This window comes from Chloroflexaceae bacterium (genome assembly GCA_025057155.1).
GTDB lineage: Bacteria > Chloroflexota > Chloroflexia > Chloroflexales > Chloroflexaceae > JACAEO01.
This window is the reverse complement of sequence record JANWYD010000011.1, coordinates 1-26,039: the sequence shown is the minus strand read 5'-3', so window position 1 is coordinate 26,039 and position 26,039 is coordinate 1. Positions and strand designations below refer to the sequence as shown.

Sequence of the window (26,039 nt, the reverse complement as noted above, 5' to 3'; positions counted from 1 at the left end):
GAAACCCGGCTTCCCCGCGCCCCTGACCGATGGTACCACGAATGTCATGGCCCATTGTATACAAGAGTGGTATGCTGGCGTTGAAACCATGTCGCGCGGCATTACGCTGGTTGCGGCGGCGTGGTATGATAGCGCGCGCCGCCGGCCATCGCGGCGCGCTCGACAGGAGCAAGCTATGGGGTCCCAACGTATCGCACGTCGTATTCGCGCAGTGCCGCCCTCGGGTATTCGCCGTTTCTTCGATATTGCCGCAAGTATGCCTGACGTGATCTCACTCGGAGTCGGCGAACCCGATGCGATGACCCCTGCCGATATTCGTGCAGCGGGCCAGCGCTCGATTGACCAGACCACCGCCTACACCTCAAACTCAGGTCTATTAGAGCTGCGCGTTGCGCTGGCCGCCCATCTCAACCGGCTCTATGGCGCCGACTACGATCCCGAAGACGAACTGCTGATGACCGTGGGCGCGAGCGAGGCAATGTTGATCGCCGCCCTGGCGGTGCTTGATCCCGACGATGAAGTGCTCGTACCGGAGCCGTGCTTCGTCGCGTACCCGGCCGCCGTGTTATTTGCCGACGCGAAGCCGGTGTATGTCCCCACGTATGTAGAGGAAGGCTTTCAGGTCGGCGGCGCGGCCCTGGAGGCGGCGATCACCCGGCGCACGAAAGCCATTCTGATAGGTTATCCCAACAACCCGACCGGCGCGGTGCTTTCGCGGGAGCGCATGCTCGAAGTTGCCGCCGTAGCCGAACGGCATGATTTGCTGGTCATCTCCGACGAGATCTATGATCGCCTGGTTTACGGTGTTGAGCACACCTGTTTCGCCGCTCTCCCAGGGATGCGCGAGCGCACGATCCTCATCGGCGGATTTTCCAAGGCGTATGCGATGACGGGCTGGCGGCTCGGCTGGCTGGCCGCTCCCGCTGAAATCGCCGCCGCGGCCCGTAAAGTGCACCAGTACGCGATCATGTCCGCGCCGACGATGAGCCAGTATGCCGGGCTGGCGGCGCTACGCTTCGGCGAAGAGAGCGTCCGGGCCATGCGTGAGGAGTACGACCGGCGCCGTCGGGTGGTTGTCGGCGGCTTGAGACAGATCGGCCTGCCGACCTTTGAGCCGCAGGGGGCCTTTTACGCCTTCCCCTACATCGGGCATCTCGGAATGAGCAGCGAGGAGTTCTGCGAACGCCTCCTGACCGAAGAGCGCGTTGCGGTGATCCCCGGCGACGCCTTCGGCCCCAGTGGCGCGGGACACGCGCGCGTCTGCTATGCAACAGCGCTTGACAAGATTGAAGCAGCGCTCGAGCGGATTGAACGCTTCGTGCGTCGCATTGCCTGAGGTGAACCAGAGGAGGAACTGGAACATGCCGGTAGAACTACGCAATCCGCCAGATCTGACAGAAGGCCAGGCACGCCCCACGGTCGTTAACGGTGAGTTGCGCTGCGCCCTCACCGGAGTGCCAGTCAGCCCCGACGAGGCGTACTGGGCGCCGCCGCTCATCACCGCTCGCCAGTTGATCACGACGGTGATCACGACCCTGTTCACCGCGCCGGGCGCGCTCGGGCAGGTATTGTTCGGCGAACTGCCGAACGTTCCCTATGCCCCTGCTGCGCGCGAGCAACTGGCCACGCGGCGCACGGTTGAACAGTTGAAATTGCTTGGTCTGATACTGCTGCTGGGTGCGCTGATGGTAGTGCCGATCGTGTTGCTCTCATCGTAAGGCGACCGGCGCAAACATGGCGATGGGACAACCAGATTGCCCCGTCACCCGTCTGGCAGAATGCAGAAAGCTCACGGATATCGTGAGCTTTCTGCGTGTGGCGGACCCGACGGGATTCGAACCCGCGATCTCAGCCTTGACAGGGCTGCATGTTAACCGCTACACCACGGGTCCTCTCTGGTGACCCCAGCGGGATTCGAACCCGCGATCTCCACCTTGAGAGGGTGGCGTCCTAGGCCGCTAGACGATGGGGCCGCAATTTCATGGCCTTTGTGAGTATACCACACGTCGGGCAGGAATGCAAATCTGTCAGGGGTGCAAGCTATCGGCGAGGTGCAGAGCGTGCTGCTGCCAGTTCATGCGCCAGAGCCAGCGCTGCGCGATCTGGGCGTCGTAGGCCTGGCAGGCATTGCGCCAGGCATCGAAGGGATCAAACAGCCCGCGCCCCTCTTCATCGAAGCTATTGGCGACGTAGGGAAGCACGATGTCATTGACATCGCGAGGAATGCTGGCGCCTGCTTCGACTAGAAGGCGCACCACCTCGGCTGAAGGACCAAGCCGGCGCAGCCGCGCGGGGCCAAGAATGACAGCGAGCCTGGCGCGGGCCTGACGCGGATCGCGGCAGACGGCGCGCAGCATCACCCGTTGCAGGCCCACGGGCGGCAGGGGCAGCACGGGGATCGCGGGTATGAGCTGCCAATCAGGACCAAACGCGATGTAGCCGGCATGGCGAAACACTTCCAGTTCGCCGGGAGGAGCGCTTCGCAGCGGATGCATCGTCGCGGTAATGAAGCAATTCGCCGGCGCCAGGGGCTGTTCCGCTTCGGGAATGCCGGGCAGCGCCAGGTAGCGTTCTCCGTAGCGTCCGGGGCGCACCAGCCGGTTGAGATAGAGATCGAGTTCCTCGGCGGTCAGACCCTTCAGGATCAGCAAATAGACCTTGCCGCTATTCTCAGGGGCGGCTGCCTCGTGGAGCGTCTCAAGATACTGGCTGACACCGAAGCGCTCATGGATGCCACGGTAGTAACTGCTCTGGCTATAGCGCCGCGCCCAGCGATCCGAGCCGATGGTAATCACCTGCCCGCTCTGGTGCCCGACCAGCGCTGCAGCAAAGGCAGCGGCGAAGACGGCTCTGCCGGCGCCTTCACCGCCTGTGAGCACCACAAAGGGGTTGGTCTTCAGCGAGACATAGTAGTTGATCAGCAGGGAGGAAGGAAAATAGTCGCCAAGGGTGGCAATGAGATAGTGTATGAGGTATTGCTCGCCGCTTCCGGCCAGTTGAGGGCGGTAAGCGGGCACACTTGCCAGAGGATGCATCCCTGCTGTCAGGTGACCTTCATTGGTCGCGCCGACGGCGCCGTTGCCGGCGGCAGTGGAATTATAGGCGATCATAGCGCTTTCCGCCTGTAGGGTTCGCCGGCTGCGTTGCCAGCGCCTGGAATGGTCTGCGGGCGGATGGCGCAGGCCGCGTTAAAGCTATGCCATTCGCGCGCTACAGCACCCCCCACCGCAGCAGCCGCCACCCGATGAGGGCGCCGGAGCCCCGCTCAGCGCCACAGCATCGCGCGCCCCTGTCGCGAAGAGCGACAGACGTCGTTGGATCCGGGCGCTCTGGCAATCAGGGCAGGTTACATCGGAGTCATCCTGATCCATTCGGCGCAGGCGGTCAAAGTGGCTTTCACAGTCGAGACACCGGTACTCGTACATCGGCATGGCGCCACCTCGATGATGACAGGAGAGAAACAGGTACGCTCAAACGCGTCAATTATACCACGGTGGCCGTGCCCACGGAAGGCTAATAGCCGTACTTTGACCAGAAAGCCTGCTCGTGTTCTCTGGCAACGCGCTCGATAAGCTTCTCGCTGATCATATTCAGACGCACCAGGATCTGACCCAGGCTGAGGCGCTGGTTCTTCTGGTCAAGGCGGAGTTGTTCAGCCAGAGCCAGTTCAAGCTGCTGCGGGGTAATGTAGTTCTGTTCTACCAAATACTCGCCGAGCACCTGTGGAGCGATCCGCAGCCGGCTGCGTTCTTGCTGCTGAATGATCAGCGCATGGGCAAGCTTCCCCGGCGTAATCAATCCACGGCGCAGCAAGAGTTGTCCCAGCCGCCTATCGGTGGTAATCGGGGTGCCGGTCTGTTGCAACTTGAGCGCCTCACGCAGTTCTGTCGGCGAAATGGCGCCCATTGAAACGAGAATGTCTCCCAGGAGCCTGGCGCGGGGCTGTTCGTGAAAATGGGCGGTCTTGACATCGGAAAGCAGACGCACCGTGCGAATCTCGTTGAGCCGGTTCCTTGCCATTCGGTTGTCGGGTTCGACGACCAACACTGCTTCCAGGTAGGCGATTTGAATATCTTGATTTTCTGGCGCCAGCACGGCCGCGCGTTCCAGACAGTCGCGACGTTGGCGTACATCGGTTACTATCTCGCTCAGCGCCAGCCAGGCGTCGAGGCACTGGTAGCCTTCCAGCAAATGCGCCCGCAGCGCCGCCAGGTTGGTCCGGTCGGCGCTTACAACCGGGCAAGGGTGAGGGCAGCGTTTCATCGCGATACTTCCTCGCCGTTGACCAGCAACTCACTTAGAGGACATAAAAATTGGGATTCATATTATACACCTTCGTGCAAGATCAGCACGCGGAGGCGGTCAGGGATGTTGAGATGGGCGGGGGAATGCCCTGGGCGCCAGGTTGGTTGGAGGGGGTCGGATCAAACCCGCCCGCCCTACAATGATTGCTGTGGAAGAACCTTGACGGCTGCAGTACGAGTTGGAGGAGAGGGGGGCAACGTGGTTTGCCCACCCTCCTGCCACACGCAGCGATAGATAGTTAGCGGGGAAGGATAACGAGGATCAGGAAATGCAGCTACCGCCAGGCAACGGTTCGCCAGGTGCAGGTCACTGCTGACGAGGGGCAAGGCGGTTTCCTGGTTCACCAGATACGCGGGCCGGTAGACACTTATTGCCTGACGCGCTGCCGCGTCGTAGCTTCCCCCCTTCGCGATGACTCTGGCCACTTCGGGCTGAATTAGCCCGGCGAAATCGACCATTGGACGGCCGCTGTAATAGCCGATAATGCCGACTTCGAGGGCGCCAACACGGTCGCTAACGCCGGTATTGGCGGCCAGCCACTGGCCGGCGGCACGGTAGAGCGACAGCCGGGGATCGGGTTGGGTGAGCATCCCGGTTAGCGCCCGCACCTGGGCCGCCAGCACCATGACGATCAGGACAGCGACAATGACGACGCCGATACGCGCTGCCCTTCGTTGGCGCAACCAGGCTGCCAGGGTCGCAGCCCCCATGGCCGCGGCGATGATCAATGCCAGAGCAGCCGGACTGTAATACCAGAAGTAGGCAGTGACGCCAAGCAGGCTGTAGGCCAGGGCATGCAGGCTGCCCCAGGCCAGCGGCAGGAGCAATGGAACCCGGCGCGACAACCCGGTAACCAGCCCCAGGGGCGCCAGGCCAAGCAAGGGCCAGAACAGGGGGCGCTGGACCAGACCGGCCAGTTGCTGGCCCAGGCCCGCCAGGTAACTACGGCTGCCGGGGATGCGCGCCTGGCTGCGTTTGGCGCCAAGCGTCGCCGGCAATGGCGAGCCAAAGTAAATCCACGCCGCACCAAGAAATGGTAAGACGATGAGTGCATAGGCGCCGCCGAAGCGCAGCAAGGGATGAAGGTTCCTGTATAAGGGCCTTTCCCGCTGGCTGGGGCGGTTGCCTGTCGGTGTGTCAGCATCGGTGCGGTGCAAAATGGAACCTGGCGGGTCCCCGAGCAGTAAGGCCGATCCGCCGACGAAGGCAGCCAGGGCCGCATCGGCGCGCGTCAGCGTGGCGATTGCCAGGAGCGACCCCGCCACAGCCGGGCGCCCCCTCGCCAGGGCAACGAAGCCCCACAGGGTTACAGCCGTGAAGAAAGTTGTCTCCGCGCCCAGGGTAAGGGCCATGTACGGGCTTAGCGAGTAGAGCACGGCAGCCGCGCCGCCTGCAAGCGGCATTTCCGCCAGACGCCCCAGGCGCCACAGTGCCAGGGCGCCTGCGCCCTGACTGACACAGCCGATCAGGTTGCTAATTAGCGGCACCTCTAGCCCCAGAGCGGCAAAGGGCGCCAGCAGGAGCGCATAGAGCGGTGCGGTCGTACTCAGTACGCGCTCGCCAGGGTTGTAGACGAACCCGTGGCCGTCCGCCAGGTTCGTTGCGTACCGATAGGTGATGTAGGGGTCGTCGAATCCATAGCCGTGGAAGATGGCGAACAGGACGAGAGGCACGATCAACGACCATCCAAGCACCAGCATGTCAACCTGGCGGAGGGCCAGGGCGGTGGCGCGAGGGGGCGTTGCAGCGCCAGGGTGACCGGTCTTCATCTCTACATCTCCACCTCTCCCCGCGCGCTCGTCCAGATTCACCGCAGAGTACGCAGAGGAGCGCAACGGCACAACGTTTTAAAACGCTCCGCGCCCTCTGTCGTGCGTACTCGTTCAGGATCCGGGGACATCATCCTTTTCACCTCCTATGCCCCTATACCGGATGCAATCCTGGAAACTCCAATCCCGCGGTTTCATCGAGGCCGAGCATGAGGTTCATACACTGCACCGCGCTCCCGGCGGCGCCTTTCATCAGATTGTCCAGCGCGCAGATGCTTACCACCCGGCCCGTGGAGGCATCGAGGGCGAAGCCAATGTCGGCATAGTTGCTGCCGGCAAGGATCTTGGGCTCGGGGAAACGATAGATCCCCTGCCGCTCCTTGACGATGCGCACGAACGGCTCATCGCGGGCAAAGGCGCGGTAGACGTGCCACAGATCTTTCTCCGTCACCGGGCGGCTGGTGAAGATGTGCGCCGTTGCCAGAGCGCCCCGCACCAGTTCCACCGAGGTGATGGACATGTGGACGTTGTGCAAGCCGGTCACCTGCTCGACCTCCGCGGTGTGGCGATGGCCCACCGGAGCAAAGGAGCGCACCGCGCCGGCCCGTTCGGGATGGTGGCTGCTCTCCGAAACGCTGGCCCCGCCTTCGGACGAGCCGACCTTGACTTCAACGATCACCGGCTGGTTCGGGTCCACCAGCTCGGCCCGCACCAGCGGGAGCAGAGCCAGGTTGGTGGCCGTAGCGTTGCAGCCCACGCCGCTGGCGTAGCGCGCTTCGCGCAGGGCTGCACGGCTGACCTCGGGCAAGCCGTACACAAAGCGGTCGAGCCACTCCGGAGCAGGATGCTCTTCTCCATACCAGTGGCGGTAGACCGCCGGGTCGCGCAGCCGGAAGTCGGCAGAACAATCTATGATCCGCTCGGCCAACCCTTCGTAGCGGGCGAAGCTGCGCGCCGCCTCACCGTGGGGCAGGGCCAGAAATAACACGTCGCAGGATTCCAACCGGTCGGGATGCACGAATTGCAGGCTCGTCCGCCCGCGCAGATTGGGATGCACCTGGTAGAGATAGCGCCCGGCATTGCGCCCACTGGTGGCCTGCGCCACTTCCACTGCGGGGTGCCATAGCAGGAGCCGCAACAACTCGCCCCCGACGTAGCCGCTGGCGCCCACGACAGAAACGCGGATGCTCATAGTCCTCCTGTGGAGGTGTGGAGAGTAGAGGCGTGGAGGTGTGAAGAACCAGTCTCGTCACCTCGTCACCCGTTATGTAGAAAGGCGATCAGCTTGTCGTCCAGCCGGCCCTTCACTGACTCGGTGAACGAAGTCTTCTAACATCTATCAACCGCTGCCGTTCAGGCGCATTCAGCTACAGACGCGCGGCCCCTGACGGCTGCTGCGGTTCTCTGCGCCCTGTGCGGTAAATAGTATCAGAAAACATCGTTCGCAGACCAATCACCTCGTCATCCCCTTGTGGCCCACTTCCAGCACATAATCAATGATCCGCGCCGGGATGTTCACGCCGGTGGTCTCGATCGAGTTGCGGAACTCCATCGTGTAGTTGACCTCATTCACCAGCACGCGCCCGTCGCGTGTCTCGAGCAGGTCAATCGCCACCGCCCCGCCGCCCACGGCGCGGGCCGCGCGAATGCTCAGGTCGGCCAGTTCGGGAGTGACAGGACACTGGCTGGCTATGCCGCCACGGGCGGTATTGGTGATCCAGTGCTCGCTGGTGCGATAGATCGCGGCGATGCACTCATCGCCAATAACAAACGAGCGAATGTCGCGCCCTGGCTTATGAATGTACTCCTGGATGTAGAAAATCGAGTGCTGGTAGTTGCCAAGTACATCGCGGTGTTCGAGGATGGCCTCAGCGGCGTCACGGTCGTTGATCTTGCTCACCATGCGTCCCCAGGAGCCAATCACCGGCTTGAGCACGACGGGATAGCCGAGTTGCTCCATTGCTTCCAGCGCACTTTCGGGGGTAAAGGCCAGCAGGCAGCGCGGCGTCGGCACCCCGGCGTGCACCAGGGCCTGGGTGGTTAGGAGCTTGTCGCCGCAGGTCAGCGCCACGTGGTAGCTATTGACCGTCGGAACCCCGGCATCGTTCAAGATCTTGAGCATGTATAGCGCCCGGCTGTGCTGGATCGAGCGCTCCAGCACCACGTCGAAAGGGTATTCGCGCTGGTGCAGGTTAAAGATCTGCTCGCGGTCGTCAACCTTCTCGTAATCCAGACCGCGACGCTCCAGTTCGGTAAAGAGCAGTTTCTCCTCGGCGCGGATGCGCGAGCAGAGCACACCGATACGCATACATCGCTCCTCTATTCGCCCCAGTCCTCCTCGACCTCGGGGGCGAGGGCCAGGGTGGGCGGGTTCAGGCTCACAACTTCCAGTTCAGCGCCGCATTCGGGACAGACGATGATTTCGCTTTCCATAGTATCGTCAGGCAGGGTGATTTCGGCGCCGCATTCGGGACAGGTGGCGATCATAGCGGGAACTCCTTTCGTTTCGGTTCTCCGGAGAGGTGCGGGGAGACCAGGTTTTCCCGCACCCGCTGCTCGCTGGCAGGGTCTGCGCGGACGAAGCCCTCCCAGAAACAACACGGATCACAGTCGCGCAAGCACGGCCTCGGTAACATCGGCGGTCCCGGCTGCGCCGCCCAGGTCAGGCGTGCGGGGGCCATCGCGCAGCACGGTAGCGATGGCGGCCCGCAGGCGCGCCGCGGGCAGGCTCAGACCGCGCCATTCTAGCAGCAGCGCCACACAGGTAATCGCGGCTAGGGGGTTGGCCGTTCCCTGGCCGGCAATATCCGGGGCCGAGCCGTGCACCGGTTCAAACAGGGCCTGTGCGTCGCCCAGGTTCACCGAGGCGGCCAGGCCCAACCCGCCGCCGTGGATGCAGGCCACATCGGAGAGGATGTCGCCGAACATGTTGGTGGTGACCAGCACATCGAACCGTTCGGGCGTCTGGGCAAGGCGCATCGCCGCCACGTCTACCAGCATCTCCTCTACGACCACCTCGGGGTAGTCGCGAGCCGCCTCCAGCACCGTCTCGCGGAAGAGACCATCACTGAGGCGCAGGACGTTAGCCTTGTGGACCACTGTCACCCGCGCGGGCCGCCCGAGATCGGCGGCGCGGCGGCGGGCCAGGTCGAAGGCGGCGCGAGCGATGCGCGCGCTGGCCCGCCGGGTGATGACCCGCTCGGCAATGGCCTTGGCCCCGTCGTCCTCGAGGCGCTCGCGCCCGACGTAGAGATCTTCAGTGTTCTCGCGAACGATGACCAGGTCGACCGGCTGCCCTGCGGCAGTTCCGCTGACAGGGCGAATGTTGGCATAGAGGTCGAGGTCCCGGCGCAGTTGCACGATGGGGCTGCGGTAGCCGGGCACGGCGTGGCTGGGGGAGGCAACCGCGCCGAAGAGAATGGCGTCGGCGGCCCGCGCTGCCGCCAGCGTCACCGCGGGCAACGCCACGCCGTGCCGCTCGAAGGCGCCCCAACCCGCCTCGGCCCTGGTGATCGCCACATCGGGCGCCAGGGCGCGCAGCACCTCTGTGGCCGCGCCGATCACTTCCGGGCCGATCCCGTCTCCGGGAATGACGCAGATGTGCATTCCATCATTCCTGGGTTACAGGCGCAACCCTCCGGGTTGCGCCCACCTGGGGAAACCGACTTTTCCCAACCCTCCGGCCACTCAGTAGTCTGTGAAGCAAGTTTCCTCGCCTTTTCGCCCCCTTTCCCAGCCTCCCCCCGTTGAGGGAAGCGCCAGGCGCCCTCCCCTGCGGGGGAGGGTTGGGGAGGGGATGCGTTTAGCCAAAAACTTCGTTCACACACTACTCAGCCCTCGCCGGGAAACCGCCCATACTTCCGATAGAAGGGCACAATGCCCCCCGCGGCCCAGACCTCGCGCAGGAAGGCCGGAGGCGGCGGCAACTGGATGGTGCGTCCGTCACCGGTATAGATGCGCCCCTGCTCCAGGTCCAGTTCCACTTCCTCGCCATCGCGCAGTTCGCCGGTGAGATCGGCGGTAAAGCACGGGATGCCAAGATTCAGGGCATTGCGGAAGAAGATGCGGGCGAACAGTGGCGCAATGATCGCGCCAATGCCAACCATGCGCAGCGCCAGAGGCGCGTACTCGCGAGAACTGCCGCAGCCGAAGTTGTTGCCGGCCACGATGATGTCTCCCGGACGCACATTCGCGGCAAAGTCGGGCCGATGTTCGATGAACGGGTACTTGCGCAGATCGTCCTCATTCTTGAGCATATACGGGGCATAGCGCCCTGGAACGATCTGATCGGTATTAATGTCAGCGCCAAATAACCAGACGCGAGCCATAGATGCACTCCCTGTTCCTGAGGCGTAAACGGGCCGACGACGCTCACGGCTCGTCGTAGGGCGCGTCAATCACGTCCTGCGGGTGGGTTATGTAGCCTGTGATCGCGGTTGCGGCAGCCACTTCCGGCGAAGCCAGGTAAATGCGGGCCTCGGGGCTGCCCATGCGCCCGCGGAAGTTGCGGTTGCCGGTGAACAGACAAACCTCGCCGGGCGCGAGCACGCCCATATGCCGCCCGATGCACGCGCCGCAGCCCGGGGTGCCGATGGTCGCCCCGGCGGCCAGCAGGGTCGCCAGGGTGCCGTCCTCGGCAGCCAGTTGCAGTGCCTGGGCGCTGGCCGGCACCACCAGCATCCGCACGCCGGGCGCCACGCGCCGCCCGCGCAGAATGCGCGCTGCGGCGGCCATGTCTTCGTAATGGCCGTTGGTGCAGGTGCCCAGGTAGACCACATCCACCGCGACGCGGCCCAGGTCGCGCAGGTCGGTCACGTTGTCTACAGTGTGCGGCGCGCTGACCTGCGGCTCCAGGTCGTCGAGGTCAATCTCAACCACGCGGCTGTAGCAGGCGCCCTCCTCCACGCGCAGCCAGTGCGGGACAGGTTGCGACAGCCCGGTGGGAGGCACGATGCCCGCCTTCGCGCCAACCTCGATTGAAAGGGTCGCCAGGGTCATTCGCTCCATCACGCTGAGGAACTCGACCCCGTGCCACTCGACGGCAGCGTAGGTGGCCCCGTCGGCGCGGAGCAGGCGCGCGGCCTTCAGCCCCAGATCCTTGGCGCTGACGCCGGGACGAAAGCGTCCCCGCGCGCGCACCAGCACCGTCTCGGGCACGCGGAACCAGGTTCGACCGGTGGCAACGGCCAGGGCGATATCGGTGGTGCCCATTCCGGTACCGAAGGCCCCCACACAGCCGTAGGCAGTCGAATGGCTATCGCTGCCCACGATGACCATGCCCGGGCGGGCCAGGCCCTCCTCCACCAGCACCGGGTGGGAAATCCCCCGCCCGACGTCGAACAGGTGCTTGATGCCCTGGGCGCGCACCCAGCGCCGCACCTCTGCCTGCTTCTCCGCCGTCTGTACGCTGGCAGCCGGGGCCACGTGGTCAATCACCACCGCAACCCGCTCCGGGTCCCAGACCCGCTCGGCGCCAAGTTCTTCGTGCAACACCCGGATGATCCCCGGTGACAGGCTATCGTGCATCATCACCAGGTCCACATTGACCGTTACCACCTCCCCCGCGGACACTGGACGTCCCGCCGCGCGAGAGAGGATCTGCTCACTAAGGGTTTGCGCCATACTTGCCTCGTTGCACCTGGCATAGGCCGGGCGACGCTTGCTCGTCACGCCCCATGCCTGCTTAGCGGTGAAAACGTTTCCCTGCCACTTCCATCGGGCCGGGGCGAGGGGAAACCCACTTTTCCCATACTCCACTGCCCGGTTCGAGGGAGGAGCGGTCCTCCTCTCGGGCAGGGGGGATGGGGAAACCCGGTTTCCCCACGTCCCTCCAACCAGTTATAGAGTCAGTTATTCAGCAAACTCGTACAAAATCTCATCCACGGTCGTACTATCGATTTCGCGCTCATCGCCGAGGGCCTTGATGCGCGCAGCAGCCTGGCGAGCAGCCGTCTCGCTCAGGTAGATTCCTAGCTCGCGGGCGCGTTCGGCGACAGCGTGCCAGCCCACCAGGCGATGGGCGACGGCCACGGTGCGGCTGCGCCCAAAGAGGGTCGGGTCGAGCGCCTCGTAGCTCCGCGGATCGCGTAGCACGGCTTTGGTGTGCAGACCGGCTTTGTGATGAAAAGCGAAGGGACTGGAGATGGGTGCGTCGAAGGGTACCGGCACCCCGACCAGGTCGGCCACCATGCGGTCGAGCTCGGGCAGGCGCTCCAGGTTGTAACGCGATACGAGGGCCGGGTCAAGCGTCGCCAGGCGGGCGATCATGCCGCTGAGGGAGGCAATGCCGTTGCGCTCGCCGATGCCCAGCACCGTGACGTCAATGTGGGTCGCGCCGGCTTCGAGGGCGCAGAAGGCATTGGCGATCGCGCAACCCGAGTCATTGTGGCCATGGAACTCGATATCGCAGTCTACCGCCGCGCGCACCTGTGACACGACATCATACACCTGCCGCGGCGTGGCGATGCCCACCGTATCCGCCAGGCCGATGCGGTGCACACCCATCGCGGCCACGGCCTGGTACACGCGGAGGAGGGAGGGCAGATCGGTGCGGAAGGTGTCTTCAGCCGAGAAGCGGACCTCAACGTTGTGCCGGCGGAGGTAGCTGATCACCACCTCGGCTTCGGCGATAATCTGGTCAAGGTCACGGCCATGACTGGCGCGGCGCAGGGGTTCGGAGGTGGCGTAGAGCAGATTCACGCCCTGGGCCCCGCATTCGACTGCCATACGCGCGTCATCGGGATGGCAACGCACGTGAGTGACCACGCGGGCGCGCAGCCCGCGGCTGGCGATCGTTTCGAGATCGCGGGCGCTCTGGGGTGAGGCGGCAGGCGAGGTCAGTTCAATATACTCGACTCCGACGGCGTCCAGGGCCTCGGCCACCGCCAGGCGCTGGGCGCTGGTAAAGCGCGCCGTGGCGAACTGCTCGCCCTCGCGCAGAGTCGTGTCGAGGAGAAAGAAGCGCTCAAGCGGCATAGGGATAGAATCCTTCTCTCACCTGGCAAGCGCCAAACAGCTCCGGGCGGCAGTAGCGTGGAGTAATGGCCACGGTGGTCGGAATACTGGCGTGCAGTTTCATCGCGCACCTCCGGGAAAACGAAAGGCCCGGCGCACCATCTGGTCTGGTACTCCGGGCCTACACTCGATCCGCGCGTGCAAGCGGCGCTAACCAGACCTTCCGGCCGGCTTCTTCGCCCGCTTGACCTGCTTGGAGCAGTGCTGCTGCATCTTTTGCCTCATTTCATCCCTCATTGTGCTAGCGGGAGCATAGCACACTTCCGCGCGGACGTCAAACGGCTCGTCGTCGCCAGGTGTTGAGGTTTACCGCAGAGGATGCGCCGGTTGAAAACCCTCTGCACCCTCCGCGTCCTCTGCGGTGATTACAGGTCCGGTACAATGATAGCAGCGGAAGCTTTGCAGAGTAAAGTGCTTCCGGGAAAATCGGTGATCAGCCAGAGGATCTCTACCCATGCGCCTACTTGCCCGCCTCACGCTCGTGTTTGTCGCGTTCCTGCCGCTCCTGGCCGGCTGCGGCGACCGCCCGGTGACGTTAACCGCGATACCCGCCTTTCCCGAGGCCATCACCCTGGCGCCTGGCGCGAGCGCGAGCGCCGACAGCCTGGCTGGAGCGTTGCAGGGCGCCGTGGGGGCCGATCTGACCAGCGACATTCGCCGCTACCGCCTCCCCGCCGCCGCTGCCTGGCCGGAGGTGGAACGCTTCTACCGGGAGACGCTGGAGGGTGCGGGCTGGAAAGCAGCGCCGGAGTTGCGCACGGAAGGCAGCGCCTTCAACAGCGCGGGCTGGCTGCGCGGAGCCGAGGCTGGCGAGCAGGTGCTGCTAATCGGCTACGCTCCCAATCTGGCCGATGGCGCGCCCCTGCTGATCGTTGCGCTGTTTAGCAAGAAATCCTGATCGGCGCGCCATCGGGCCGCTCAGCGGATGTTTCGAGAGGGCTACGCTCTCCGAGGAACATGCAGGTTGAACAGCAGAGCCACCGGGCGCCCGGCGCCACCCCGCGCCTCAGTCCCAACGCCGCTCATCGACGAACTGCCTCGCGTCGGCAGGCAGGCCGGAAACCAGTTCGACGCGGCAGCGCAGCTTGAGCGTTTCGTGCAGTGCCGCCTCGACCTCCGCGCTCAGGGTGGCGGGATCGGCGTCGCTCGCCGGAACTACCCGGCAGATCAGGTCGTCGCGATGGCTCTCACGCACCACCACCGCCTGGTAGGCGGCCACCCCCGCGATGCCGCGCAGCGCCTCATCAACGTGGCGCGGATGCACGAACAGCCCGCGCACCTTGACGCTGTCGCCGCTGCGCCCGAGCCAGCCCACCAGCCGCGGCGTGGGGATGACCGTCGGCGGGCCAGGTTCCATGACCGCCGAGAGATCGCCCACAGCGAAGCGCACCAGGATGTAGTCGCGCCGGAACAACGTCACCACCACCTCGCCTGTCTGGCCTGGCGGCAACGGTTCACCGGTGTTCAGATCGCACACCTGTACCAGGGCGTCATCGGGCAGGTGCCAGCCCTGGCGTTCAGGGCCGTTGTAGCCCAGGTTACCCGCCTCGGCAGTGCCATAGCCGTCGTAGACCAGAATGCCGTACTGCTCCTCGAAGAGCGCCCGCAGCGAGGGCGGCAGCGGCTCGGCGGCCACGAAGGCCTTGTTGAGCGGCCAGGCCCGCGGATCGTGGCCCAGCTCCACGGCCTTCTCCAGCAGGGCCTTGAGGTAGCTCGGCAGCCCGGCATAAGCGGTGACGCCAAGATCGAGCATGGCCTCGATCTGCTGGTGCTGCGCGCCGATCCCCGCCGGGATCACCGCGCAGCCCACGGCGCGCGCGCCCTCCTCGAACATTACCCCCGCAGGCGTCAGGTGGTAGCCGAAGCAGTTCAGCACAACGTCGCCCGGCCCGAAGCCGGCAGCGCGGAACGCCGGGGCCCAGCGCCACGAGTCCGGCTCGTCCGGTTCGGGATCGTAGATCGGGCCGGGCGACTGGAAGACGCGCCGCAGGCTCGAAAGCGGCACGGTCAGCATCCCGCCGAGACCCGGCCCCTGGCGCTGGATCTCGACCAGGCGCTCCTTGCGCAGCACCGGCAGGCGCGCCAGATCGGCGGCGCTCTGAATGGCGGCAGGCGTCAACCCCGCGGCGTCCATCCGCTGGCGAAAGGCCGGCGAATGATCGTAGCCATAGGCGACGATCTCGCGAACGCGCTGGTCAAAGCTGGCATAGAAAGCCTGGAGATCCATGGCCCCTCATTGTTTCAGGCCTATCCGGATAACCTGGTTATCCGATGCCGTTCTGGGAAGGCCACGCCCTCCCAGACCCTTCTGAGGGAGGCGTCCGGATAGGGGCCTGGTATGCTTTCCGTTCGTATTGCAACAGCGCTTCGCCTCGGCAGGGGTTGCGGGGGCCTGCGGCCCCCGCAACATTCTTGGAGGGGCTTCGCCTCTCCGAGCCTCCCCAAAAGCCGCTTGCGAGGTATGGGGAAACCTGGTTTCCCCACACTCAGGACAGCCAGCGCTTGCGGCGTTTATAGTGTTTGACCTCACGGTAGCTCTTGCGCCCGCCAACTTCGTTGAGGCCCAGGTAGAACTCCCGCACGTCGGCATTGTCCTTCAGATCGGCAGGCGAGCCATCAAGGACGATGCGCCCATTCTCCATGATATACGCATGGTCGGCGGCATCAAGGGCCAGGCGCGCGTTTTGCTCCACCAGCAGGATGGTTGTGCCTTGCTCTTTGTTGATACGTTTGATAATACGAAAGATCTCCTCCACCAGCAGCGGAGCCAGCCCGAGCGAGGGTTCATCGAGCATGATCAGGCGCGGGCGAGCCATCAACGCCCGCCCGATGGCAAGCATCTGCTGTTCGCCGCCGCTGAGGAAGCCCGCCGTCTGATGGCGGCGCTCCTTCAGGCGCGGAAAGTAGCTGTAGACCAGTTCCAGATCCTGAGCGAAACCGCCCCTTCCGCGGGTGTAGGCCCCGGCGCGCAGGTTTTCTTCCACCGTCAGGTGCTCGAAGACGCGCCGCCCCTCCATCACCTGGAAGATGCCCATGCGCACGATCGCCGCCGCGTCCTTCTTATGGATCGGCTGGTCGAGAAAGCGGATCTCGCCGTCGGTCACTTCGCCATTCTCCGGCTTAAGCAGCCCGGAGATCGCTTTGAGCGTTGTGCTCTTGCCCGCGCCGTTGGAGCCAAGCACAGCGACGATCCGGCCCTCCGGCACCTCCAGCGACAGCCCTTTGAGCACCAGGACCACGTCGTTGTAGATGACCTCGATGTTGTTGAGGGAAAGCATGGCTTTTTTGCCCCTGCGCGCCGGCATCTCAGGCGCCCCAACACCGTTGACTAAAGTTGGGGGGCCAGGTTTCCCCGCGCCCCTGCCGGCCAGTGCCATAGCCGCCGGGAGAGGCGAACTCTGTTTCGCCTCTCCCGGCCAGCCCGAGGCGTGTTACCTGGCCGAAATGAAGTCGGTGATTGCCACCCACTTGCCATTCTCAACGCGGAACATCCGCAGCGACTTCGCGCCAGCGTGGTCGGTTGCGCTAAAGACGACCGGCTGGGTCACCCCGCCAGTATCAATCGCCCCCATCGTCTCGAGCGCGTTCTTGATGTTCTCGCCGGTCAGTTCCTTACCCTCGGCCAGGGTCTTTTCAATCCCGGACACCAGAATGGACATCGCCGTCCAGCCCTGGACGAAGGTGCTATCGGCGCCGCCGTAGTCAATACCCTTCTCTTTGGCGAACTCCAGGGCCACCTTGGCCCCCTCGGCAGCGGGGTCGAAAGGAATAGCCCCGACCACACCCTCGGCATCAGCGCCGGCGAGCTTGATCAGCAGTTCGTTAGCGCACCAGTTCAGGCAGATGAACTGGATGTCCAGTCCCAGGCTCTTAGCGTTCTTAACCGCCAGGGCCGCCGGGGTCGAGACGTTCTGCAAGAAGACGTAGTTAGCCCCGAAGTCGCGGATCTGGGTCAACTGGGGCGTCAGGTCGGTGGCGCCGCGGGGCGAGGGCACCTCCAGCGGCGTCTCGACGCCGTTGGCCTGGGCAAAGGCGGTGCCGTCAGCCAGCGGCGAGCGCCCGAAGGGGCTGTCGTTGAACAGATAGGCGAACTTGGGCGCGCCGGTATTCCCTTTGGCTTTCCAGTCCTCCAGCGCCCACTTCATAGCGATGATCATCTGGTCGGAATAGGTCGGGGCCACCAGGAAGTTATACGGCGTCTTGGCGGGATCGGCGAGTTCCGCCGAGTACGAGGCGGAAATGAAGGGAATCTGATCCTCGGAGATGCGGCCCTTGAGCGCCTCGGTGTCGCCCGTGCCCCAGCCCGAGAAGACCACCACCTTGTCCTGGGTGACGAACTGGGTGTAAAGTTCTTCCGCGCGGGGCACCTCGTAGGCGTAGTCCTGGCTGATCAGTTGCAGCGGGCGCCCGGCCACGCCGCCGTTAGCATTGCGCCAATCAATGTAGGCAATCTGTCCCTTGGAATAGGGGGTTCCCACATCCGCCGTCGCGCCGGTGAGGTCGAAGATCGCGCCGATCTTGATCGGCTCGCCGCTCGGGGCCGGGGTTGTTCCAGTAGTTCCGCCGCCCGTGGTTCCTCCGCCCGTGCCGGGCGCCGGCTGGCCGCACGCCGCCAGCGCCAGGGCCAGCGCCAGCAGCAGTGCCAGCATGCCGAACCGTCGTTGTTCGTTGCCCATACTGTCCTCCTTGCTCTAATAACTGAACGGCCATAACCGGAAGTAATCCTTGACATTGCGCCACATCTTAACAATGCCCTCCGGCTCGAAGATCAGGAAGAGGATGATCGCCAGACCGAAGGCGCCCTGCTGCATGTACGGCAGGTAGCTGTTGATCTGCGGCACGACTCCGCTCAGGAGGCGCGCCAGGTTCGAGAGCAGCGCCGGCAGCAGGGTGATGAAGGCCGCGCCGTAGATCGAGCCTGAGACGCTGCCCAGCCCGCCGATGATGATCATCGCCAGGTAGAGGATGCTGGTGTCAATCGTGAAGCGCTCCCAGGAGATAATGCCGCGGTAATGGGCGGTAAGCGCCCCGGCCAGCCCGGCGAAGAACGACGAGGTGGCGAAGGCCAGCAACTTGTAGCGAAACAGGTCCACCCCGATCACCTGGGCGGCGATGTCCTGGTCGCGGATGGCGACGAAGGCCCGCCCCGCGCGACTGCGGAAGAGGTTGCTGACGAAGATTACGGTTACGATAAGGCAACCCACCGTCACCCAGTAGAAGGCGAAATCGGGGTTGCCGATCGCGGTCATGGGGATGCCGAAGAGGTTGCTGGTTTCGCGGGGGATCGAAAGTGACTCGCCGATGCCCAGCAGTTTGCCGTGGGTCAGCACCCAGGTGATGATCTCCTGGGCCGCCAGGGTGGCAATCGCCAGGTAGAGGCCCTTGAGGCGCAGCGAGGGCAGCCCGAAGAACGCGCCCACGAAGGCCGTGAACAGGCTGGCGATCGGCACCGTGAGCCACATCGGCATGCCGAGCCGGGCAGCCATCAACCCGGCGCTGAAGGCCCCCACCGCCATGAAGCCGCCCTGCCCAATGCTGATCTGGCCGGTATAGCCGACCAGGATGTTCAACCCGATCGCTCCGATGGCGGCGATGGCGATAGTATTGGCCAGATTGAGCCAGTAGCGGTCGGCGAACCAGGGGAAGACCAGCACGGCCACGAGCACAAGAGCGATGCGCAGCCGCTGCGGCCAGTAGGGCCGCAGGGCCATATCCGCCGCGTAGGTGGTATGAAACGTCCCGCTTTGCATAGGCCCGCGACCCTCCTACACTCGCTCGATGATCCGCTGGCCGAAGAGCCCGTAGGGGCGCACAAGCAGGATCAGCAACAGAATGATGAACGGAACTACTTCGCCCATGCCTAGTTCAGGCGGCAGGTAGCCCCCGGCGTAGGATTGCAGCAGGCCGATGATCAGCCCGCCGATGATCGCTCCGGGAATGCTGTCGAGGCCGCCCAGGATCACTACCGGGAAGACCAGCAACCCCACCCGAGCGATCGAGCCGGACACGCCGCCGAAGATGCTCATCAGCAAAATGCCGCCTACTGCCGCCGTCACCGCCGCGATGGCCCAGGCCACCGCCCAGACCCGCTTCACGCTGATGCCCATGCTCAGCGCGGCCTGCTGGTCGTCGGCCACGGCGCGCATGGCGATCCCCTCGCGACTGAAGCGGAAGAAGAGCGTCAGCAGGGCGAAGAGCAGCAGCGCCAGAAAGATGGCCCAGACCTTATCCACCCCCACGCTGGCGCCGAAGATCGTTACCGTATCGCGCGGCAGAAACTGCGGCGCCGGGCGCGGCGTCACCCCCCAGATCGCCCCGACGATCGCCCGGAGCAACGATGAGAGGCCGATGGTCACCATGATCACCGAAATGGTCGGCTCGCCGATCAGCGGGCGCAGCACCAGGGTTTCGATGAGCACGCCGACGACTGCCGCCAGCAGCACCGCCACCACCACGCCCGCGGGCCACCAGATGCCGATCTGCTCGACGGTCATGTAGGTCAGGTAAGCGCCGATCAGCAGCAGTTCACCCTGGGCGAAGTTGATCACGTCGCTGCTCTTGTAGATCAACACAAAGCCCAGGGCCACCAGGGCGAAGATCGCCCCGTTGGCGATCCCGCTCATCGTGAGTTGGACGAGTTTCTCCATAGGCTCCTCGGAAGAAGCTGTGGCGTTGTGGCAGGGCGAAGCCCTCCCCAACCCTCCGATCAGGCGGGGGCGTGGGGAAACCTGGTTTCCCCGCCCTCCTCCTCCAATTCACGGTCAGTAAAGGGGCGAAGCCAGGGCATGACCGCGCAGGAGCACTGTCAAAACCGGCCTCAACGCACGGCCATCCTTGCCGGCTGGCGCTCGCCAGCGGAGGCGGGAGGCGCCTCCATCTCCTCGATGCGCAGCCGCGTCTTGATCAGCGCCGTGCGCCCGTCCTGGTAGGTGATGGTCGTCTCCAGCTCCAGTTCGCTCTGGTCGCTGTAGAGGGCATCCACGATCTCTTCGTAACGCCGGGCCACCAGGCGCCGGCGCACCTTGCGCGTGCGGGTCAGTTCGCCGTCATCGGCGTCAAGCTCTTTGTGCAGCAACAGGAAGCGCCTGATCCGCGCCGCCGGGGGCAGGTCGGCGTTGGTGCGCTCAACGTCGCGGCGGATGAGCGCGTAGACCTGCGGCTTCTGGGCCAGGTCGGTGTAGGTGGTGTAGGAGATCTGCCGGCTTTCGGCCCACTTGCCCACATTGCCGAAGTCTATGTTGATCATCGCCGTGACAAAGGGCCAGTCGCCGCCAAAGACCACCGCCTCCTTAATGTAGGGGCTGAACTTCAGCTTGTTCTCGATGAACTGGGGCGAGAACTTTGTGCCATCGTGGAGGGTCATCACGTCCTTGGCCCGATCAATGACGATCAGGTGCCCGTCTTCGTCGAAATAGCCCGCGTCGCCGCTGTGGAGCCAGCCATCAACCAGGGCCTCGGCGGTCGCCTCAGGATTCTTGTAGTAGCCGATGAAGACCGAGGGGCTCCTGACCAGGATCTCGCCGCTGTCGGCGATGCGGATCTCGGTGTTGGGCAGCGGCGTGCCCACAGTCTGAAACTTGATCTGCCCGTCGCGGTGGATCACGCTCAGACCGGCGCTCTCAGTCTGGCCGTAGACCTGCTTCAAGTTGACGCCGAGGGCGTGGTAGAAGCGGAATACATCGGGGCCGAGGGCCGCGCCGCCGGTATAGGCCCGCTTGAGGAAGCGCAGCCCCAACTGATCCTTGAGCGGCTCAAAGACGCACAGGCGCGCCAGAGCGTACCGCAGGCGCAGCAGCGGGTCAGGCGTCTTGCCGCTGAAGCGGGCGTCGGCCATGGCGTAGCCCTGGCGCATGGCCCACTCGTACACGGCCCGTTTGAGTGGCGTGGTATCCTGGATCTTCACCTGCACCTGTGAGAGCATGTTCTCCCAGATGCGCGGGGGCGAGAACATCACCCGCGGGCCGATTTCGCGGATGTTTTCCTGCACCGTGCCGGACGATTCGGGGAAGTTGATCGTGAAGCCGCACTGGAGACCGGCGGCGACGGTGATCATCTGCTCGCCGACCCAGGCCAGGGGCAGAAAGCTCACAAACTCATCGTCGGGTTCGAGCGGATCAACCGCCAGCAACCCGGCCCCCTGGCTGATGAGGTTGCGATGGGTCAGCATGGCCAGTTTGGGGGTGCCGGTGGTGCCCGAAGTGGTGGAAAGGATGGCCACATCGTCGGGCTGGCCCCGGGCGACCTCGGCTTCGAACAGCCCCGGATGGGCGCGGTCGTAGGCCCGTCCAAGCTCCTCGATGTCGGGGAAATGGGCCAGGTAGGGTTCCCGGTAGCCCCGCATGCCCTTCGGCTCGTAGTAGATCACCTTGAGCACATTCGACAGTTCGGGCCAGATCTCGATGATCTTATCTACCTGCTCCTGATCCTCGACCACAATCACTCGCGCCTCGGCGGCCTGCAGCACGTACTTCACCTCATTGGCCACCGAGTCCTGATACACTCCCACCGAGGCCCCGCCGACAGCCTGGGCGGCCAGTTCGGCATAGAGCCATTCCGGGCGATTATCGCCGATGATCGCCACCTTGTCGCCCCGTTGCAGACCGAGGGCGCGCAGGCCCATCGCGAACGCCCGCACATGGTCGGCGAACTGGCGCCAGGTCACGGTCTGCCAGATGCCGAAATCCTTCTCGCGCAGGGCGACTCTGTCGCCCTGCGTTTCGGCCTTGTGCAGCAACAGACGGGGAAGGGTCCACTCAGTCATAACATCCGCGCCTTTACGGTAGTATGAGTATGCAACTATCGTCTAGATCGAGGGGGCGCCGGCGGCTCATCACCATAGCGGGTCGTCAGGGTTCGGAAGAGCCAGGTCCTCCCGAACCCGCTGCCAGCGCCCTGCGAAACTTCTCAGGGGAGAACGCCTCACGCAGCAAGACGCCCGTCCACGCAAGCATCGCGCTCACGCCGCATGCTCGCGCCCCAGGTAGGCGTCAATCACCTTCGGGTCGGCCTTGACCCTGGCGGGTGTGCCATAGGCGATCAAGCGGCCGAACTCCAGCACGGCCACGTTGTCGCTGATGTCCATCACCACCCCCATGTCGTGCTCGATGAGCACGATGGTCGTGCGCTGCTCCTCGCTGATGTCGAGGATAAAGCGGGCCATGTCCTCTTTTTCCTCGCTGTTCATGCCGGCCATTGGCTCGTCGAGCAGCAGCAGGCGTGGCGACATCGCCAGCGCCCGTCCCAGCTCGACCCGCTTCTGGAGGCCATAGGGCAGCGCGCCGACGACCTTTTTGCGGATGGCCTGGATCTCCAGCAGATCAATCACCTGCTCGACCACCTCGCGGTGGGCGATCTCCTCGCGCTGGGCGCGGCCCCAGTACAGGCCGCCGCTCAGCACGCCGCCCCGCATGTGCACGTGGCGGCCGAGCATCAGGTTGTCCACCACGGTCATATGGCGGAACAGCTCGATATTCTGGAACGAGCGGGCAATGCCCAGGCGAGCGATCTGGTGGGGGGCGAGGCCGATAAGATTCCGGCCCTCGAAGCGGATCTGACCCTGCTGCGGTTTGTAGAGGCCGCTGATGCAGTTCAGAAGACTGGTCTTGCCGGCCCCGTTCGGGCCGATAATTGCCTGGATGGTGCCGGGATAGATGTTAAAGCTGACATCGGTCAGGGCGCGAACCCCGCCGAAGCTCAGGCTCACGCCGTCAATCTCCATCTGCGGATCCGGCAAGGTGGCGCCGTTGCTGCCTGCCATCATGGTGCTCCCGCCGCCCTGACGCCGGGCGAGCCTGGTCTGGATGTCGTGGGGGTTTCCTGTATTATACCGGGGGAGGCTGTTTCTTGCAATCAGCGGCGATGATGGCCCGTCGGATCCGCCGCCATCGGGTATAATGCACGCTATTGACCTTTCGGTTGGCGGAGGGCGGGGCAACCCATTGCCCCATGCCCCTGTCCAATGAGAAAGGCCATAGAGCGGCCCTTCTCTTGCCGTTCGCTTCTGGCGCCGTCTTCGCCGCACGAAACGCAATGAATGATCGCATCTACGTTGCCCTCGATGTCGAAACCACTGGCCTGATCGCCGGGGTGGACGAGATTATCGAGGTGGCCGCCGTCCGTTTTCGGGGCGATGAGGTGCTGGAGACCTACAGCCAGTTCGTGCGCCCCCGCCAGTCGCTGCCTCTCAAGATCACCCGCCTGACCGGCATCACGCCGGAGCATGTGGCCCGCGCCCCGCGCTTCAATGCCATCGGCGCGGACCTGGCCCGTTTTATCGGCAGCCATCCAATTGTTGGGCACTCGGTGCACTTCGACCTGGGCATGCTCCGCGCCCAGGGAATGAACTTCGCCCAGCCGATCTACGACACCTTTGAACTGGCGACGCTGCTAGTGCCGCAGGCGCCGATCTACCGCCTGGGCGCCCTGGCCGAACACCTGGGCATCCCCCATCCCGAGGATCATCGCGCCCTCAACGACGCTCTGGTCGCGGCGCGGGTCTTCACCTATCTGTTGCGGCGCATTAATGCTCTCGACCTCGATGACCTCGGTGAGATCGTGCGCCTGACTCAGCAGGTCGCCTTCCCCATGCGCGATCTCTTTGTGGAAGCGCTGCGCGGGCGGATGAAGCGCGCCTTCAGCGACGCGCCCCGCGCCGCCCGCAAGGAACGCCAGGCCGCCGATGAGCCTGCGCCCCTCAGGCCCACCGGCAGCGCTCGCCCGCTGGACCTCGACCAGATCGCCGCCTTCTTTGCCCCCGATGGACCCCTGGGCCAGCACTTGCCGGGTTATGAACCGCGCCCATCTCAGGTTGAGATGGCCCGGGCCGTGGCGCGAGCCTTTAATCAGGGCACGGCCCTGATGGTGGAGGCCGGCACCGGCACCGGCAAGAGCCTGGCCTACCTGGCCCCCGCGGCGTTCTTCGCCGCCGCCCGCGGCGAACGGGTGGTAATCTCGACCAATACGATCAATCTCCAGGATCAACTCTTCTTCAAGGACATCCCCGCCTTGCAGCGCATCATGGCCGGCGCCGCTGGCGACCCGCCCTTCACCGCTGCGCTGCTCAAGGGCCGGGGCAACTATCTGTGCCTCAAACGCTACCACGAACTGCGCCGTCACGAGAACCTCACCCCCGACGAGGTGCGCGCCCTGCTCAAGGTGCAACTCTGGCTGCCCACGACCGGCACCGGCGACCGGGCCGAGTTGCTGCTGATGGAACGCGAAAACGCCGCCTGGGGCCGCATTAACGTCACCCCCGAGACCTGCACCGGCCCCCGCTGCGCCCATTTCCGCGAGTGTTTCTTCTTCAAGGCTCGCCGCCTGGCCGAGGCTGCGCATATCGTCGTGATCAACCACGCCCTGCTGATCGCCGATCTGGCTGCCCAGACGAATGTATTGCCGCCCTACGATCACCTGATCATTGACGAGGCCCACAACCTGGAGGATGTCGCCACCGATCAACTCAGCTTTAGCATTGACCAGGCGGCACTGCTCAATTTTCTCGACGCGATCTTTCTGGAAGGCGGAGCGCAACTGGTCAGCGGCCTGCTGGCCGACCTGCCCGCCCGCCTGCGCGAGGGCTTTGCCGATGAGCGTGTTCAGCACCAGGTCGAACAGATCGCCCTGCACCTGCGCCCGACCCTCGAACGCGCCCGCGCCGCCGTCTACGACTGCTTCAATCGCCTGACCTCCTTCATGGTCAACGAAGGCGCTGAGACGCAGTACGACCCGCGCCTGCGCATCACGCCCCAGGTGCGCCGGCGCCCTGTCTGGCAGGAGATCGAAGCGGCCTGGTCCAATCTTACCGACATGCTTACCGTCATCGGCGACGCTCTCGGCAGGATCGAGAGCCTGCTGCGCGAGATCGAGCCTGAGGACCTGCCCGGCTATGACGAACTGCTCCTGCGGGCGGAGCACCTGCGCCGCTTCGCCACCGATGCCAGGGTGCGCACCGGCCACATTATCTTTGGCGATGAAGAGAGCATCGCCTGGCTCACCCACGAGCGCCTGCGCGACAGCCTGACCCTCACCGCAGCGCCCCTCAGCGTCGCGGCGATCCTCCAGGCTCACCTGTTCGCCCAGAAGCAGACCGTCGTACTGGCCTCGGCGACCCTGACTATCGAAGGCGCCTTCGCCTTCGTGCGCAGCCGGATCGGGCTGCTCGAGGCCGACGAACTGGCGCTCGAGTCGCCCTTCGATTACCAGCGCCAGGCTCTGGTATACATTCCCGACGACATTCCTGAGCCAAACCAGCGCGGCTACCAGCAGGCCGTGGAGCAGGCGCTGATCGAGTTATGCATCGCCGCCGGCGGGCGAACCCTGGCCCTCTTCACCGCCAATGGCGCCCTCAAGCAGACCTATGCCGCCATCCAGGAACCCTTGGAGGAGCACGAGATCGCCGTGCTTGGCCAGGGGATTGATGGGAGCCGCCGCGCCTTGCTCGAACGCTTCCGCGACTCGCCCCGCACCGTGTTGCTGGGAACCAGCAGTTTCTGGGAAGGGGTGGATGTAGTCGGCGAGGCGCTCTCGGTGCTGGTGATCGCCAAACTGCCCTTCAGCGTGCCCACCGACCCGATCTTCGCCGCACGGAGCGAGCGTTTCGCCGATCCCTTCAGCGAGTACGCCGTGCCGCAGAGCATTCTGCGTTTCAAACAGGGCTTCGGGCGCCTGATCCGCAGCGCCGAGGACCGCGGCATCGTCGTCTGCCTCGACCGACGCCTGCTCACCAAACGCTATGGCCGGCAGTTCCTCGCCTCGCTCCCCCACACGCGCGTCCGCACCGGCCCACTGAAGCAACTGCCCGCCCTGGCAGCCCGGTTTCTGGACGCCGGGTGACACCGTTGTCGTCTGGAAAACAGGGGTGGGGGGGGGGGGGGGGGGGCCCCCCCCCCCCCCCCCCCCCGAGCCGCCGCAGCCCCCACCCCCCCCACCAGCCCCCCCCCACGCGGGGGGCCA

General features: G+C 64.7%; 22 protein-coding genes and 2 tRNA genes. 4 read left to right on the top strand and 20 right to left on the bottom strand.

Annotated elements, in window-relative coordinates; all coding sequences use genetic code 11:
- Nucleotides 1–175 precede the first annotated feature (175 nt).
- Nucleotides 176–1,336, top strand: coding sequence for an aminotransferase class I/II-fold pyridoxal phosphate-dependent enzyme (locus NZU74_11630; protein MCS6881973.1), 1,161 nt, complete (start codon nt 176–178; stop codon nt 1,334–1,336).
- Nucleotides 1,337–1,361: 25 nt separating this feature from the next.
- The gene (locus NZU74_11625; protein MCS6881972.1) at nt 1,362–1,718 is read left to right on the top strand and encodes a hypothetical protein; all 357 of its coding nucleotides are present in this window, start codon (nt 1,362–1,364) and stop codon (nt 1,716–1,718) included.
- 98 nt (nt 1,719–1,816) lie between these two features.
- Here the strand turns inward: NZU74_11625 and NZU74_11620 are convergent.
- The 13 genes from NZU74_11620 to lysS form a co-directional block, all read right to left on the bottom strand.
- A tRNA-Asp gene (locus tag NZU74_11620) sits at nt 1,817–1,892 on the bottom strand.
- A 4-nt stretch (nt 1,893–1,896) separates the two neighbouring features.
- Nucleotides 1,897–1,973 (bottom strand) — tRNA-Glu (locus NZU74_11615).
- Between the two features lie 54 nt (nt 1,974–2,027).
- Entirely contained in the window at nt 2,028–3,110 is a 1,083-nt protein-coding gene (locus tag NZU74_11610) for a hypothetical protein (GenBank protein MCS6881971.1), read from the bottom strand.
- 84 nt (nt 3,111–3,194) lie between these two features.
- Nucleotides 3,195–3,425, bottom strand: coding sequence for a zinc ribbon domain-containing protein (locus NZU74_11605; GenBank protein ID MCS6881970.1), 231 nt, complete (start codon nt 3,423–3,425; stop codon nt 3,195–3,197).
- An 88-nt stretch (nt 3,426–3,513) separates the two neighbouring features.
- Complete coding sequence (locus NZU74_11600) at nt 3,514–4,263, bottom strand: hypothetical protein (GenBank protein ID MCS6881969.1); 750 nt, start codon at nt 4,261–4,263, stop codon at nt 3,514–3,516.
- A gap of 176 nt (nt 4,264–4,439) precedes the next feature.
- The gene (locus tag NZU74_11595; GenBank protein ID MCS6881968.1) at nt 4,440–6,074 is read right to left on the bottom strand and encodes a hypothetical protein; all 1,635 of its coding nucleotides are present in this window, start codon (nt 6,072–6,074) and stop codon (nt 4,440–4,442) included.
- A gap of 154 nt (nt 6,075–6,228) precedes the next feature.
- Entirely contained in the window at nt 6,229–7,266 is a 1,038-nt protein-coding gene (gene argC / locus NZU74_11590) for an N-acetyl-gamma-glutamyl-phosphate reductase (protein ID MCS6881967.1), read from the bottom strand.
- Between the two features lie 261 nt (nt 7,267–7,527).
- Entirely contained in the window at nt 7,528–8,382 is an 855-nt protein-coding gene (lysX, locus tag NZU74_11585) for a lysine biosynthesis protein LysX (GenBank protein ID MCS6881966.1), read from the bottom strand.
- Between the two features lie 11 nt (nt 8,383–8,393).
- Nucleotides 8,394–8,561, bottom strand: coding sequence for a lysine biosynthesis protein LysW (gene lysW / locus NZU74_11580; GenBank protein MCS6881965.1), 168 nt, complete (start codon nt 8,559–8,561; stop codon nt 8,394–8,396).
- Between the two features lie 117 nt (nt 8,562–8,678).
- Complete coding sequence (locus tag NZU74_11575; protein MCS6881964.1) at nt 8,679–9,680, bottom strand: isocitrate/isopropylmalate dehydrogenase family protein; 1,002 nt, start codon at nt 9,678–9,680, stop codon at nt 8,679–8,681.
- A gap of 224 nt (nt 9,681–9,904) precedes the next feature.
- Complete coding sequence (locus NZU74_11570) at nt 9,905–10,402, bottom strand: homoaconitate hydratase (protein MCS6881963.1); 498 nt, start codon at nt 10,400–10,402, stop codon at nt 9,905–9,907.
- Between the two features lie 43 nt (nt 10,403–10,445).
- A complete protein-coding gene (locus NZU74_11565; protein MCS6881962.1) occupies nt 10,446–11,696 on the bottom strand; it encodes a 3-isopropylmalate dehydratase large subunit in 1,251 nt (416 codons plus the stop codon).
- A 228-nt stretch (nt 11,697–11,924) separates the two neighbouring features.
- On the bottom strand, nt 11,925–13,049 hold the full coding sequence (gene lysS / locus NZU74_11560; protein ID MCS6881961.1) for a homocitrate synthase: 1,125 nt from the start codon (nt 13,047–13,049) through the stop codon (nt 11,925–11,927).
- Between the two features lie 493 nt (nt 13,050–13,542).
- Here lysS and NZU74_11555 point away from each other — a divergent pair, with 493 nt between their 5' ends.
- Complete coding sequence (locus NZU74_11555) at nt 13,543–13,986, top strand: hypothetical protein (GenBank protein ID MCS6881960.1); 444 nt, start codon at nt 13,543–13,545, stop codon at nt 13,984–13,986.
- Between the two features lie 108 nt (nt 13,987–14,094).
- Here NZU74_11555 and NZU74_11550 read toward each other — a convergent pair whose 3' ends face one another.
- From NZU74_11550 to NZU74_11520, 7 genes are all read right to left on the bottom strand, one after another.
- Nucleotides 14,095–15,315 (bottom strand): AMP-binding protein, encoded by a 1,221-nt coding sequence (locus NZU74_11550; GenBank protein ID MCS6881959.1) that lies wholly within the window; start codon nt 15,313–15,315, stop codon nt 14,095–14,097.
- A gap of 259 nt (nt 15,316–15,574) precedes the next feature.
- Nucleotides 15,575–16,366, bottom strand: a complete 792-nt coding sequence (locus NZU74_11545) for an ABC transporter ATP-binding protein (protein MCS6881958.1) — start codon at nt 16,364–16,366, stop codon at nt 15,575–15,577.
- Nucleotides 16,367–16,519: 153 nt separating this feature from the next.
- Nucleotides 16,520–17,764 (bottom strand): ABC transporter substrate-binding protein, encoded by a 1,245-nt coding sequence (locus NZU74_11540; GenBank protein ID MCS6881957.1) that lies wholly within the window; start codon nt 17,762–17,764, stop codon nt 16,520–16,522.
- A 15-nt stretch (nt 17,765–17,779) separates the two neighbouring features.
- Nucleotides 17,780–18,838, bottom strand: coding sequence for a branched-chain amino acid ABC transporter permease (locus tag NZU74_11535; GenBank protein ID MCS6881956.1), 1,059 nt, complete (start codon nt 18,836–18,838; stop codon nt 17,780–17,782).
- 15 nt (nt 18,839–18,853) lie between these two features.
- The gene (locus NZU74_11530) at nt 18,854–19,735 is read right to left on the bottom strand and encodes a branched-chain amino acid ABC transporter permease (GenBank protein ID MCS6881955.1); all 882 of its coding nucleotides are present in this window, start codon (nt 19,733–19,735) and stop codon (nt 18,854–18,856) included.
- A gap of 170 nt (nt 19,736–19,905) precedes the next feature.
- The gene (locus NZU74_11525) at nt 19,906–21,849 is read right to left on the bottom strand and encodes a long-chain fatty acid--CoA ligase (GenBank protein MCS6881954.1); all 1,944 of its coding nucleotides are present in this window, start codon (nt 21,847–21,849) and stop codon (nt 19,906–19,908) included.
- A gap of 195 nt (nt 21,850–22,044) precedes the next feature.
- The gene (locus NZU74_11520) at nt 22,045–22,845 is read right to left on the bottom strand and encodes an ABC transporter ATP-binding protein (protein ID MCS6881953.1); all 801 of its coding nucleotides are present in this window, start codon (nt 22,843–22,845) and stop codon (nt 22,045–22,047) included.
- Between the two features lie 272 nt (nt 22,846–23,117).
- Between NZU74_11520 and NZU74_11515 the strand changes: the two genes are divergently transcribed.
- Entirely contained in the window at nt 23,118–25,919 is a 2,802-nt protein-coding gene (locus tag NZU74_11515; protein MCS6881952.1) for an exonuclease domain-containing protein, read from the top strand.
- Nucleotides 25,920–26,039: the final 120 nt, after the last annotated feature.

Coding starts and splice junctions, on each gene's coding strand:
- NZU74_11630 (MCS6881973.1), top strand. CDS start 176: ATGGGGTCCCAACGTATCGCACGTCGTATTCGCGCAGTGCCGCCCTCG.
- NZU74_11625 (MCS6881972.1), top strand. CDS start 1,362: ATGCCGGTAGAACTACGCAATCCGCCAGATCTGACAGAAGGCCAGGCA.
- NZU74_11610 (MCS6881971.1), bottom strand. CDS start 3,110: ATGATCGCCTATAATTCCACTGCCGCCGGCAACGGCGCCGTCGGCGCG.
- NZU74_11605 (MCS6881970.1), bottom strand. CDS start 3,425: ATGTACGAGTACCGGTGTCTCGACTGTGAAAGCCACTTTGACCGCCTG.
- NZU74_11600 (MCS6881969.1), bottom strand. CDS start 4,263: ATGAAACGCTGCCCTCACCCTTGCCCGGTTGTAAGCGCCGACCGGACC.
- NZU74_11595 (MCS6881968.1), bottom strand. CDS start 6,074: ATGAAGACCGGTCACCCTGGCGCTGCAACGCCCCCTCGCGCCACCGCC.
- argC (MCS6881967.1), bottom strand. CDS start 7,266: ATGAGCATCCGCGTTTCTGTCGTGGGCGCCAGCGGCTACGTCGGGGGC.
- lysX (MCS6881966.1), bottom strand. CDS start 8,382: ATGCGTATCGGTGTGCTCTGCTCGCGCATCCGCGCCGAGGAGAAACTG.
- lysW (MCS6881965.1), bottom strand. CDS start 8,561: ATGATCGCCACCTGTCCCGAATGCGGCGCCGAAATCACCCTGCCTGAC.
- NZU74_11575 (MCS6881964.1), bottom strand. CDS start 9,680: ATGCACATCTGCGTCATTCCCGGAGACGGGATCGGCCCGGAAGTGATC.
- NZU74_11570 (MCS6881963.1), bottom strand. CDS start 10,402: ATGGCTCGCGTCTGGTTATTTGGCGCTGACATTAATACCGATCAGATC.
- NZU74_11565 (MCS6881962.1), bottom strand. CDS start 11,696: ATGGCGCAAACCCTTAGTGAGCAGATCCTCTCTCGCGCGGCGGGACGT.
- lysS (MCS6881961.1), bottom strand. CDS start 13,049: ATGCCGCTTGAGCGCTTCTTTCTCCTCGACACGACTCTGCGCGAGGGC.
- NZU74_11555 (MCS6881960.1), top strand. CDS start 13,543: ATGCGCCTACTTGCCCGCCTCACGCTCGTGTTTGTCGCGTTCCTGCCG.
- NZU74_11550 (MCS6881959.1), bottom strand. CDS start 15,315: ATGGATCTCCAGGCTTTCTATGCCAGCTTTGACCAGCGCGTTCGCGAG.
- NZU74_11545 (MCS6881958.1), bottom strand. CDS start 16,366: ATGCTTTCCCTCAACAACATCGAGGTCATCTACAACGACGTGGTCCTG.
- NZU74_11540 (MCS6881957.1), bottom strand. CDS start 17,764: ATGGGCAACGAACAACGACGGTTCGGCATGCTGGCACTGCTGCTGGCG.
- NZU74_11535 (MCS6881956.1), bottom strand. CDS start 18,838: ATGCAAAGCGGGACGTTTCATACCACCTACGCGGCGGATATGGCCCTG.
- NZU74_11530 (MCS6881955.1), bottom strand. CDS start 19,735: ATGGAGAAACTCGTCCAACTCACGATGAGCGGGATCGCCAACGGGGCG.
- NZU74_11525 (MCS6881954.1), bottom strand. CDS start 21,849: ATGACTGAGTGGACCCTTCCCCGTCTGTTGCTGCACAAGGCCGAAACG.
- NZU74_11520 (MCS6881953.1), bottom strand. CDS start 22,845: ATGGCAGGCAGCAACGGCGCCACCTTGCCGGATCCGCAGATGGAGATT.
- NZU74_11515 (MCS6881952.1), top strand. CDS start 23,118: ATGAATGATCGCATCTACGTTGCCCTCGATGTCGAAACCACTGGCCTG.